The organism is Helcococcus sp. SA-HE-C1 (genome assembly GCF_985670335.1).
In genome coordinates, this window is sequence record NZ_OZ484652.1 from 80,678 (window position 1) to 92,832 (window position 12,155).

Annotated in this window: 11 protein-coding genes; 10 read left to right on the plus strand and 1 reads right to left on the minus strand. The window is 26.7% G+C overall.

From position 1 onward, the window contains the following. Positions 1–60: 60 nt before the first annotated feature. Positions 61–1,929 (plus strand): molecular chaperone HtpG, encoded by a 1,869-nt coding sequence (gene htpG / locus AC4KN9_RS00395; protein ID WP_491016717.1) that lies wholly within the window; start codon positions 61–63, stop codon positions 1,927–1,929. Between the two features lie 91 nt (positions 1,930–2,020). Here htpG and AC4KN9_RS00400 read toward each other — a convergent pair whose 3' ends face one another. Beyond that, positions 2,021–4,036 (minus strand): alpha-amylase family glycosyl hydrolase, encoded by a 2,016-nt coding sequence (locus tag AC4KN9_RS00400; RefSeq protein WP_491016718.1) that lies wholly within the window; start codon positions 4,034–4,036, stop codon positions 2,021–2,023. Positions 4,037–4,315: 279 nt separating this feature from the next. Between AC4KN9_RS00400 and tmk the strand changes: the two genes are divergently transcribed. From tmk to AC4KN9_RS00445, 9 genes are all read left to right on the plus strand, one after another. Next, positions 4,316–4,936, plus strand: a complete 621-nt coding sequence (gene tmk, locus AC4KN9_RS00405) for a dTMP kinase (protein ID WP_491016719.1) — start codon at positions 4,316–4,318, stop codon at positions 4,934–4,936. Continuing rightward, a complete protein-coding gene (locus tag AC4KN9_RS00410; protein WP_491016720.1) occupies positions 4,933–5,259 on the plus strand; it encodes a cyclic-di-AMP receptor in 327 nt (108 codons plus the stop codon). The genes tmk and AC4KN9_RS00410 overlap by 4 nt, the downstream gene beginning before the upstream one ends. Continuing rightward, positions 5,259–6,056, plus strand: a complete 798-nt coding sequence (locus tag AC4KN9_RS00415) for a DNA polymerase III delta subunit-related protein (protein ID WP_491016721.1) — start codon at positions 5,259–5,261, stop codon at positions 6,054–6,056. The genes AC4KN9_RS00410 and AC4KN9_RS00415 overlap by 1 nt, the downstream gene beginning before the upstream one ends. After that, positions 6,043–6,804, plus strand: coding sequence for a hypothetical protein (locus AC4KN9_RS00420; protein ID WP_491016722.1), 762 nt, complete (start codon positions 6,043–6,045; stop codon positions 6,802–6,804). The genes AC4KN9_RS00415 and AC4KN9_RS00420 overlap by 14 nt, the downstream gene beginning before the upstream one ends. Continuing rightward, positions 6,776–7,393 (plus strand): hypothetical protein, encoded by a 618-nt coding sequence (locus AC4KN9_RS00425; RefSeq protein WP_491016723.1) that lies wholly within the window; start codon positions 6,776–6,778, stop codon positions 7,391–7,393. Before AC4KN9_RS00420 ends, AC4KN9_RS00425 begins: the two co-directional genes overlap by 29 nt. Before the next feature lie 33 nt (positions 7,394–7,426). Next, complete coding sequence (gene rsmI, locus AC4KN9_RS00430) at positions 7,427–8,233, plus strand: 16S rRNA (cytidine(1402)-2'-O)-methyltransferase (protein ID WP_491016724.1); 807 nt, start codon at positions 7,427–7,429, stop codon at positions 8,231–8,233. Between the two features lie 76 nt (positions 8,234–8,309). Further along, positions 8,310–9,656: a phosphoglucosamine mutase gene (glmM, locus tag AC4KN9_RS00435; protein ID WP_491016725.1), complete on the plus strand. Its 1,347-nt coding sequence runs from the start codon at positions 8,310–8,312 to the stop codon at positions 9,654–9,656. A gap of 8 nt (positions 9,657–9,664) precedes the next feature. Then, positions 9,665–10,498, plus strand: a complete 834-nt coding sequence (locus AC4KN9_RS00440) for a DegV family protein (RefSeq protein ID WP_491016726.1) — start codon at positions 9,665–9,667, stop codon at positions 10,496–10,498. 2 nt (positions 10,499–10,500) lie between these two features. Next, on the plus strand, positions 10,501–12,132 hold the full coding sequence (locus AC4KN9_RS00445) for an ABC transporter substrate-binding protein (RefSeq protein ID WP_491016727.1): 1,632 nt from the start codon (positions 10,501–10,503) through the stop codon (positions 12,130–12,132). The last annotated feature ends 23 nt before the right edge of the window (positions 12,133–12,155 follow it).

Genomic DNA, 12,155 nt, shown 5'->3' on the forward strand with positions numbered 1-12,155 from the left:
TTTTATTTACAAACAAAAATAGCACTCAATAATATTAAGTGATAACAAAAAGGAGAAAATATGAAGAAAAATTTTGAAACAGAATCAAAACGTATATTAGATTTAATGATTAATTCAATCTATACAAATAAAGAAATCTTTATTAGAGAATTAGTATCGAATGCTTCTGATGCTATTGATAAAAGATATTACAATCAATTAAATTCAAAAAATGCAGTAAATAAATCAGATTTTAATATTTTCTTAGAAATAAACGAAAAAGATAGAGTCTTAAGTATTTCTGATAATGGTATTGGAATGTCAAAAGAAGATTTAGAGAATAATTTAGGAACTATAGCGAAAAGTGGTTCTTTAGATTTTAAAAAGTTGAATAAAGATGATGAAATTTCAATCATTGGACAATTCGGTGTTGGTTTTTATTCATCATTTATGGTTGCCAATAAAATAGAAGTGCTAACTAAAAAAGATGATGAAAAAGCGTACTTATGGGTGAGTGAGGGTGCGGATGGATATGATATCTCTGAAGCAAGTAAAGATGAAGTGGGTACAACTGTAAAACTATATATTAAAGAAGACACAGAGGATGACGACTTTAGTGAATACTTAAATCAAGGATTCTTAAAGCATTTAATAAAAAAATATTCTAACTATATTAAGTATCCTATAAATATGGAAGTTACAAAGAGCGTTCCTAAAGAAAGTGAAGATGAAGAGTTTGAAGAAATCACTGAAGTAGAAACTCTAAATTCTATGGTTCCTATTTGGAAAAAAAATAAAAATGAGCTTACTTCTGAAGATTATAAAAACTTTTACCATGCACAAAGATATGGTTTTGATGATCCATTGTCTTGGGTTCACTTATCTACCGAAGGAATGATCAATTATAAAGCAATTTTGTATATTCCCACACAAAAGCCTATGCAATTCTATACAAGTAATTTTTCAGGAGGTTTAGAGCTTTATTCGAATGGTGTAATGATAATGGAAAAAAATGACGACTTATTGCCTGATTATCTTTCATTCGTTAAAGGTATAGTAGATAGCGAAGATTTATCATTAAATATTTCAAGAGAAATATTACAAAATAACAGAAGATTTTTATCTATTGCTAAAAATTTAGAGAAGAAAATTTTATCGGAATTAAAATCTATACTTTTAGATGATAGAGATAAATATGTAAAATTTTATGAAGTTTTTGGATTGAGCTTAAAAGCAGGAATTTATGAGAGCCAAGGATCTAAGAAAAAAGATCTGGAAGATTTATTACTATTTAAGTCTTCAAAATCTCAAGAATTTAAGACGCTAGAAGAATATATTAATGATAAGAAAGATAATCAAAAATATATATATTATGCTACTGGAGAGTCATATGAGTCAATCAAAAAACAGCCAGCATTAAAAATGTTCGAAAATAAAGATATAGAGGTTATATTCCTGCAAGATCACATAGATGAGTTTGTTATTAAATTGATGTCAGATTATAATGAAGTTAAGTTTAAATCTGCTTTTGAAGAAGAGTTTGAAGAAGAAAAAGTTGAAGAAGAAAAAACAGAAGCTGAAAAATCTAATGAAAAATCTTTAATAGAAGAAATGAAATCGGTACTTGGAGAGGAAGTTATTGAAGTGAAAGTTTCAAAAAGACTTGTAGATGACGCTTCACTTTTAACATCAAAAGGAGATATTTCTATTGAAATGGAAAAAACACTATCTTTACAAGAACAAAATTATGGTTTAAAAGCACAAAAAGTACTTGAAATAAATCCTAACCATGTATTTTATAATAAATTGATAGATGCTCTTTCACATAATGATAGTGAAAAAATAAAAACCATAACAAATGTATTATATAATCAAGCAAGGTTAATTGCGGGATTAAAAATAAAGGACGTTGTTGAATTTACAAGAGAAGTAAATTCTCTGATAAAGTAGTTTAGAAATATCTAATAAATTATTAAGTATAAAGAATAAACTCCAAAATCCTACCTCGATTTTGGAGTTTATTTTGATTGTTTTATTTATTTTAATCAATTTTTTTTAATACCATCATAGTTCTACTTGGTGAATAGATATTAATATTATAATCTAATTCTGTACCGATAACATCTTTACTCTCATATACATAGTCACTAGATATTCTATCTAGACCACCAAATCTAGCATCGTCACTGTTAAAGATAACTTTAAAATCACCTTTTTCTTCAATGGGAATTGAAAGTGATTCATATGAACGAGTAGGATGGAAATTATATATAAAATACAAATCTCCTCGCTTAAACATTAATAATTTAAATTCGTTGTGTATAAAAGTAAGTCTTGAGTATTTACCTATTAGTTTATGTTCCTTTACAAAAGAAATTGTAGCCTTATTAAAGTTGTTGAGCCAATGATATTTTAAATTCACATCATCTACTAAATGCCATTGTCTCTTTGCGTATTTGTAAGACCAATTATTTTGTTCTGATGGAAAATCAATCCACTCAGGATGCCCAAACTCATTTCCCATAAAGTTTAAGTATCCATCAGCTGCAGTATTTATAGTAACAGAGGTAATAAGTTTATGGAGTGCAATAGCTCTATGTATTAAGTGACTACTATTTTCTATATTCATATTCCAATACAGCTCTGAATCAGCTAGCTTAAACATAATTGTCTTATCTCCAACTAACGCTTGATCATGACTTTCGACATAAGATATAGTCTTTTCATCAGCTCTCTTAGACGTTAATTCGTGCCACATCCAGTTCATGCTCCATTCGTGATCATCTAACTCTAAAGATTTTGTCCAAAAATCAGGGATACCCATATTAAATCTGTAGTCAAAGCCAATCCCGCCATCTTCAACTGCAACACCAAGTCCAGGCATTCCACTAACATCTTCTGCAATAGAGATAGATTGAGGTTTAATTTCCTTTATAAGCTCATTTGCAAGAGTTAAATAAACTAAAGCGTCTATATCTGTGTTCATTGAAAAGTAATCATTATATGAAGCAAATACACTCCCTATTCCGTGGTTATGATATATCATGGATGTAACACCGTCAAATCTAAATCCATCAAAGTTATATTCTTCTAGAAAATATCTAAGATTTGATAATAAAAATTTAATAACATCATTTTTTTCATAATCAAATAATTTAGAATCCCATAATCCATGGTTTCCCCTATCTCCAGAATGAAATAGTTGATAATCGGTAGTGTCGTAGTAATTTATACCTTCATGAATATTTTTTGAAGCGTGAGAATGTACTACGTCCATAAGTACAGCTAGGCCGAACTCATGAGCTTTATCAATTAGTTTCTTTAGATTTTCAATATCTCCAAACCAATGAGATGCTGAAAAATAGTTAGTTACATGATATCCAAATGAACCATAGTATACATGAGAAGCTATAGCCATTATTTGGATAGTATTATATCCTAGAGATTTAATTCTAGGTAAAATATTAATAAATTCTTCGTAAGTACCAATTCCTTCTTTTTCTTGAGCTATTCCAATATGAGTTTCATATATAAATGGCTTAAAATTTTTGTCAAATTTTAGTTTATTTTTGAATTTATATGTTTTTACAGGATTATTCATTAATCCGTAAAAATCTAGATTTCCATCTTCTTTTACCTCTTGATTTACTTTATTTATAAACATTGGAACTCTATAGTGTTCAATGCCATCTTTTTTTACAATTATTTTTAACCTACTATTGTGAGGGATGGTGTTCAACCCGTCTATAGAGATTTGCCATGTTTTGTCATCTATTCTTCTTAATTTATGACTTTCTTTATTCCAGTTGTTAAAGTCTCCAAGTAGGGATACTTCATCTGCTGCAGGTAGCCATTCTCTATATATCCATCCTTTTCTAGTTCTACGGAATCCATAGTATTCATGAAAATTAGCTATGCTAGAAAGTTTTCTTTTTTTTCCTAATAATTCAGTTTTTTTATTTTCGTACTTTTTAATTCTTAAAATGATATCATCCTTGAAATCATTTAAGTAAGGATTGTATTTAAATATACCTAAGTCGTCTATGTTTGTATTCATAATTCCTCCTCTTAAAAGCCATCAAATACAGTATACAGTATTTTAAGAGATTTGTCATAAAACAAACAATAATAAGAATTATTATGTATATATAAAATTAAATAAATTTATAAACATTTATATTAACATTAAAAAATTTTGGTTATAAAGACATTATTTATTCGATATTATTTATGAAATATTTTCTTGACACATATCATTACCTACAATAGATTTTATAAAAAATATAATGGCAAAAACCTATAAAAACATATATAATATATTAAATAGGGAGGGAATATGAGAGGAAAATTTATTGTTTTCGAAGGTACAGATGGATTTGGAAAAACTACAGTTTTAGAGAAAGTAAAGGAATACCTTATAGATAGTAATATTGACTACATAATGACTAGAGAACCTGGCGGTACTAAAATAGGTGAAAAAATAAGAGAGATTCTATTGGATAATTCCAATTTAGAAATAGATGATAAAACAGAAGCTTTACTATTTGCTGCTATTAGATCACAAAATGTTGAAGAAGTCATTAAACCAGCTTTATCACAGAATAAACTAGTAATTTCAGATAGATACGTACTTTCGTCTCTTGTGTACCAAGGTAGTGCAAGAGGATTAGGTGTAGAAAAGGTTAAAACTATAAATGAATTTGCTACAGACGATTTGAGTCCAGATTACACATTTTTTCTTGATGTAGACCCCATAACAGTTTTAGAACGAAAAAAAGTATCTTCAAAAGCAGATAGATTTGAAGAAGAGAAAAATAATTTTCATAAAAAGGTATATGAAGGGTATAAAAATCTAATAAAAGGTGATAAATATATTGTAATTGATGCCTCTAGAAATATAGAAGAAGTAGCTAATGAAACTTTAGAAAAAATTAAAGAAATATTGGAGGAAAAATGAAATTATTAATAGTTATAGTTCAAGATAGAGATGTTAGTTCATTGATGGAAGAATTGGTTGAAAATGAATTTTCAGTTACTAAACTAGCTACAACAGGCGGGTTTTTAAAAGAGGGAAATACTACATTACTTCTAGGTGTTGATAAAAATAAAGTTGAAAAATGTTTAGAAATAATAGATGAAAATTGTAAAAAAAGAGCTACAACTACTACAATAATAAACCATAATGATCAAGGTCCATTATTTCAATCCCTTCCGTTAGAGATAACTGTAGGAGGAGCGACAATATTTATCTTAGATGTAGAACAATTTATAAAATACTAATGTTAAAAAATATATTAAAAGAACAAATAGAGAACAACTCAGTTTTTCATTCATATATTTTTGAAGGAAATTCAGATGAAATTAAAGAACAATATTTAGAATTTTCAAAAAAATTACTTCGATTTGAAGGGAATGCAGAAAATATAGTTGAAGTTATTAGAACTGAAAAAAGTACTATTTCCATTTCTTTAATAAGAGAGCTGACAAAAAGAGTATATGAGGCTCCAGCAGGATATAAGTATAGAATAATGGTTATAGAAGATGCACATTTAATGAGAGTAGAAGCTCAAAATGCGTTACTTAAAACTCTTGAAGAACTACCAGGCTATAGCATTGTTATTATGACTACTGATAATAGAAATAAGTTATTAAATACAATTATTTCAAGAAGTCAAGTTATAAGTTTAAGGAAAAATATAGTAAATTTTGATAAGGAACTATTTGGAGAAGTGTTTTCTTTAATTCAAAAAGCCTTATCAGGAAACTATTATATTATTAGCAAAGAAAAAGATACTTTTAAGATTCTATCTGAAAGAAAGGTAGAAACTCTTTTTATTCTTACGCATATTTTTTCTGAATTAATACAAGGAAGAAAAAATATAGATGGTAAACAACTAAATCAATCGTATCTAATAAAGAATTCTATAGAAGAAATAATTTTAAGAATAGAGAAAATTAAAGCTTTATTGAATGTAAATATAAATTTTCAAATAGCTATTGAAAGTTTATTGTTTTTGATAATAGCTGAAAATATTGAAAGTAAAAAATTAATGGATAAATATCATGAAAAAAATTAATAAAATTGTATATTCAAGTTTAATAATTTTTATGTTTATAGCCTTTTATGAGAATGTTTTATTTGCCAACTCCACATATAGGGTTGGTGATAAGATATTATTTGGAAGAAATTATGAATTTGAAAAAGAAGTGAGTGGTAAAGTTTTAATCTCTGGTGCAGTAAATGATGTTAAAAATATCGGAGATATAGAATCTGAAACATTTGTAAATAATAAGTTAGTTAAAGTTGAATTTACGCCTACAAAGATAGGGGTTTACAAATTAAAAATCGATATAAATGCTAAGACAAAAGGTGGTGTAGTAATTTCTAGAACAGATACAGTGTACTTCCTTGTTACTGAAAATAAAAAAACTTTAAGTGATGAAGAGATAAGAAAAACTATTTTAGAAAATCTTTCAGAAGAGCAAAAAGAAGAGTATTTAGGTCATTTAAAAAAACCCTACATAAAAAAAGTTGAAGTTTCAAATGCTAAATTAGAAGAAGAAATAATTCAAAATAAAAATGAATATAATTTAAAAATAGATAAAAATACTCAAGAAATAGAGTTTAAGTTGGAAACAGATAGTAAAGATACAGTTGTGGAAGGTAATTTAAAAGTTAATCCAAATTTTCAAAAGGTAAATGTTATAGTATTAAGAAATGGAAATTATACCAACACATATACGTTTAGATGGGAAAAACCTGAAAAAGAAAAATTTAAATATAAAAATAAAAATATTGAAAAAGATTCTTTTTTACGATTTTAGTGAAAATAGTAAGTTTGAAGGACTTAAAGTTATAGAACAAAATATTAAAGGTAATAAATATAAAGTTTATATTGATAATTCAGGTAGTATGCTTATACCACTTAAAGAAAGTCAACTGGAAGAACCGAATCTATACACGTTTTCAGATGATGGTGAAATACTTAAAGAATTTAAGAAGTTTACAAATATAAAAGGAAATATTTATGGACCTACAAAATTCAACAAGATATTTAACGAAGATTTAAGGTTATTTAATTTAGAAGAAGTTAATATAGCTCAATTAAATGGAATACAAGGGTACAAAATAAATAGATTTGGATATGAAGGAGAGTATCTTGTACGCCTAGTTAGATCAGATGGGCATGAAGCATGGTATCAGTACAATATTGAAAATCATAATCTTTTAGAATTAGATTTTCCTGATAATATTTTTGAAACACAGCTTGCTAAATTTTTTGATGTAAAATTGGATATAGACTATAATAAATTTAGACATTCAATCTATGATATAGGATTAGTGATTATAGCCTTTTTGACATTTATTTTACTAGTAATTTTTGTTGTTAGAGATAAAAAAGACCAAAACTGACCAAGTGGGTCAGTTTTATTTTTTGGAGGAATCATGATATATTTTGTACCAACACCAATTGGGAATTTAGAAGATATTACAATAAGAGCGTTAAATGTGTTAAGAGAAGTTGACTATATAGCATGCGAAGACACGAGAACGAGTAGTAAACTTTTAAGACATTTTAATATAGATAAAAAACTAATATCCTACCATAAATTCAATGAGACGGAGAGGTCTGAAGAAATAATTACTTTAGAAAAAAAAGGAAATTCTATTGCAATTATATCTGATGCTGGCATGCCTGGCATATCAAATCCAGGAAATATATTGATAAAAAACTTAATTGAAAATAATATAGAATATACAGTTTTACCAGGAGCATCAGCATCAATTACAGCGATTGTGATGAGCGGTTTTAATAATTCACAATTTACATTTTTAGGATTTATACCAAATAAAGGAACATCAAGGAATAGATTTATAAAAAATATAAAAGAATGTAAACACACACAACTATTTTATGAATCCCCACATAGGATATTAAGAACCTTAGAGGATTTATCTACGGAAATACCTGAAAGAAAAATAGCAATAATTAGAGAGATATCAAAAATGTATGAATCAATACAAATATTTATGGCCAAAGATTATAAGGATTATGAAGTGCTAGAAAAGGGAGAGATTGTAGTTGTTGTAGATGTAGATAATGTTGAAGAAGAGATAAGCGAAGAATTTATTGAAAAGAAAATGTTGGAATTACTTAAGGAAGGATATACTAAAAAGTCTGCTGTTAAGCAAATAGTTAAGGATTTTGATATGAGCAAAAATCAAGTATATGAAATTTCGTTAAGATTATAAAAAAAATAATTTACATACTATAAATATATTTAGAGTTTATAGTATAATTAAAGTAATAAAATATAGGAGAATATTAATGAGATATTTTGGTACAGATGGATTTAGAGGTGAGGCAAATAAAGAATTAACAGTATATCATGCTTTCAAAATTGGTAGATTTTTAGGTCATCATTTTAAACTCAAAAATAATGAAGCTAAAATACTGATAGGTAAAGATACAAGAAGATCGAGTTATATGTTTGAAAGTGCATTGTCAGCTGGTATAACATCTAGTGGTGCAGATGCATATCTTTTACACGTTACAACAACACCTAGCGTATCATATGTAACTAGAACTGAAGACTTTGATTGTGGTATTATGATTTCTGCAAGTCACAATCCATATTTTGATAATGGTATAAAACTTATTGATTCAGAAGGCTATAAAATAGAAGGAAAATTAATAGAAGAATTGGAAAACTATTTGGATTCACAAACAGATACTATACCCCTATCTAAGGGAGATGAAATAGGGCGTACAGTAGATTATATATTAGGTAGAAACAGATATATTGCGTATTTAACTACTACAGTAACAAAATCATTTAAGGGAATAAGAGTCTTGATAGATGCATCAAATGGAGCAGCATATCAAATAGCAAATAATGTATTTGATATATTAGGCGCAGATGTAGATATGATTTACAATAAACCAGACGGTTTTAATATTAATAGAAATTGTGGCTCAACATACTTAGATAATTTAATTGAATCTGTAAAAAAAGGTAGATATGACATAGGTATAGCCTATGATGGAGATGCAGATAGATGTTTAGCTGTAGATGAAAAAGGAAATGAGATTACAGGTGATCATATTTTATATATATTAGGTAAATACTTAAAAGAGTTAGGGGAATTAAACAAAAATATAGTTGTAACAACAGTAATGTCAAATATTGGTCTTTATAAAGCTTTTGATGACTTGGAAATTGAATATATTAAAACTTCAGTTGGTGATAAATACGTATCGGAAGAAATGAGAAAATCAGAATATTCAATAGGTGGTGAACAATCTGGTCATATAATACTCTCAAAATACGCTACAACAGGAGACGGTATATTGACGTCACTAAAATTAGTAGAAACAATGGTTAGACTAAAGACATCTTTATCACTTCTAGCTAAAGACTTTAAGATATATCCACAAAATTTAACAAATATTAAAGTTTATGATAAAAATAAAGTTTTGAATAATGAAGATATAAAAAACAAGGTAAAAGAAATTGAAAAAGAATTAGAAAATAGGGGTAGAATTTTAGTTAGAGCTTCAGGCACAGAGCCATTGATTAGAGTTATGGTTGAAGCTGAAGATGAAAATACGTGTAAAGAAAATGTTAAAAAAGTAATAGATCTTATCAGAGAAAAAGGATTTATAGTGGAATAGAGGTGGAAATGAAAAGACTTATAATTACAGACTCTTGTGCTGAGTTAAATGAAGAAATCAGAAAAAAGAGTGATATAAGAAAAGCACCATTTTTTATTGATGTAGAAGACAAACATTATATTGCTGATGATAACTTGAATATTGATGATTTATTAACGAATATAAAGAATTCCAAGGAAGTATCTAGAACGGCAGCCCCTACTCCGGAATCATTTATGAGAAATATAGAAGGATATGATGAAATATACATGGTTTCTATATCAAAAAAATTATCAGGGGCATATAATAGTGCGAATATTGCTAAAACAATGATTGAAGAAGAAAATCCAGAGATAAAAGTTCATGTATTTGACTCTAAATCAGCAGCATGTGGAGAAACACAAGTGATAAGTAAAATTCAGAGTTTATTTGAAGAAAATGAGAGTTTTGAAAATATAATTAAAAAGACAGAAAAATTTATTGAATCAATGAACACTATATTTGTACTTGAAGATTTAGATACATTAATTAAAAATGGTAGAATGTCGAAAGTTGCAGGTTTTGTTGCTTCAGCGTTAAATATCTATCCTATATGCGTTAATAATGATGGAGAAATAAAGGTAAAGCATAAGTCAAGAGGACTTAAAAAAGCAATGAGTAAAATGATAGAAACGATTGGTGAGTTAGCTGAAAACACGAGCGATAGAATTTTATATATCACACATATAAGAAATGAAGAAAGAGCAAACCAATTAAAAGAATTGGTACAAAAAAGGTATAAATTTAAGGAAATTAAAATATTTGAGGGTACTGGTTTATCAGCGGTATATGCTAATAAAAATGGAATAATTATGGCATTTTAATTATGTTTAAGTTATTTAAAAAAAATTTTTTATTAATCTTAATATTTTTATTTTTTCTTATAATTTACAGTATACCCAAAGCTGAGAATAAGATTAAAGAAAGTGAAGATTTTATAAAAAATCCACATAAAAAGATTAAATCAGATGCCTTAAGGATAGGAATAAATAAACTAAAAAATCCATTAAATCCATTATTTGATGGTGAAAATGACATATCATTAATTACCAAATTACTTCATACAAGTTTATTTACTAGGGATAAAAATAACGAGATTGAACTAAAGGCAGCGAAAGAGTATTGGTATGAAAATGGTGGAAAGACTATTGCAGTTGTTCTAAAAAAAGGTTTGAAATTTCAAAATGGTGATGAAATTACAATTAACAACATCTATAATACTTATAAAGTTTTAGCTGATCCATCATATAGTGGAGGGTATGCGCCTTATGCAGAAAAAATAGAAGGTTATTACGAATATAAAAGTGGTATAAATCCCAAGTTTGAGGGAATAGAAATATTAGGAAATCATTTCATTAAATTTCATTTTCAAAGACCTGATTTCTCAAACATAAAAAACTTAATATTCCCAATTTTAGACATAAATGAAAATCAATTTGAATATGGAAATGTAAATAAAATTAAAGATTTAAAATTTACAAATACATCTGGATATTATCAAGTAACAGATTATTCAGATTCAAAAGTTACATTGTCTCTAAAAAAGACAGAAGAAGACTCCAAAATAAAATTAAAAAAAATAGAAATTTCACTATTAGATTTTTTTTCTGCAATAAATCAATATGAGAGAGGAGATTTAGATATCTTGTATCAAATTCAAAATAGAAGATTTTTAGATAATAATATCTCTAGATTATCAGACTATTCAAAGAGTTTGAAGCATCAATCTAATATCTATCATTTTTTAGGATTTAATAAAAACAATTTATTTAAGGATAAAAAATATAGAAAAAAAATTAAGGAAATTATAGATTTTAAGAAAATTATTGATACAAATATTGGAGAAGGAGTATATAGTTATCCAACAATTCCAGTGTATTCAAATTCTTGGTTTAATAATTGGCATAGAGAAGATAATAGAAGTGAAATTAGTAGTAAAAAATTTAACAACATTACTAATAAAGATGAAAAAAATATGACACTAAATCTTATAGTACAAGAAGATAATAAATTATTTAATTCTATAGAAAAAGATTTTATAAAAACATTTAATGAAAACGGAATACAATTAAAGGTAAAAAAACTTTCTAGTGATAAAATGTATAGAGCTTTAATTGAAGAAAAAGGGTATGATTTATATATATCACAGCATTTTATGAGAGAGATACCAGAAGACTTCAATGTAGATATTGAAGAAAAAGGGACAAGTAGTGAATTATCCAAAGAAATAAATAATAGATTTTTATATTTATTAGAGAAAGTAAAAGAGAATGTAAATAGTCCAGAAATACAAGATTTATCAAAGCTTTGGACTAACAAATTTAATGAAGAAACACCCTACATTGTAATGGCAAATGAAAATATAACTACTATAATAAATAAGAAAATTAAAAACTTAAATATGAATGAATTTGTTGGACTTGATCATATAAATAATTTGAAAGAAATTGATTATTGAAAAAATATGTTTTATGCTATAAT

Excerpts from the sequence above, each read along its gene's own strand:
- htpG (WP_491016717.1), top strand. The coding sequence starts at position 61 with ATGAAGAAAAATTTTGAAACAGAATCAAAACGTATATTAGATTTAATG.
- AC4KN9_RS00400 (WP_491016718.1), bottom strand. The coding sequence starts at position 4,036 with ATGAATACAAACATAGACGACTTAGGTATATTTAAATACAATCCTTAC.
- tmk (WP_491016719.1), top strand. The coding sequence starts at position 4,316 with ATGAGAGGAAAATTTATTGTTTTCGAAGGTACAGATGGATTTGGAAAA.
- AC4KN9_RS00410 (WP_491016720.1), top strand. The coding sequence starts at position 4,933 with ATGAAATTATTAATAGTTATAGTTCAAGATAGAGATGTTAGTTCATTG.
- AC4KN9_RS00415 (WP_491016721.1), top strand. The coding sequence starts at position 5,259 with ATGTTAAAAAATATATTAAAAGAACAAATAGAGAACAACTCAGTTTTT.
- AC4KN9_RS00420 (WP_491016722.1), top strand. The coding sequence starts at position 6,043 with ATGAAAAAAATTAATAAAATTGTATATTCAAGTTTAATAATTTTTATG.
- rsmI (WP_491016724.1), top strand. The coding sequence starts at position 7,427 with ATGATATATTTTGTACCAACACCAATTGGGAATTTAGAAGATATTACA.
- glmM (WP_491016725.1), top strand. The coding sequence starts at position 8,310 with ATGAGATATTTTGGTACAGATGGATTTAGAGGTGAGGCAAATAAAGAA.
- AC4KN9_RS00440 (WP_491016726.1), top strand. The coding sequence starts at position 9,665 with ATGAAAAGACTTATAATTACAGACTCTTGTGCTGAGTTAAATGAAGAA.
- AC4KN9_RS00445 (WP_491016727.1), top strand. The coding sequence starts at position 10,501 with ATGTTTAAGTTATTTAAAAAAAATTTTTTATTAATCTTAATATTTTTA.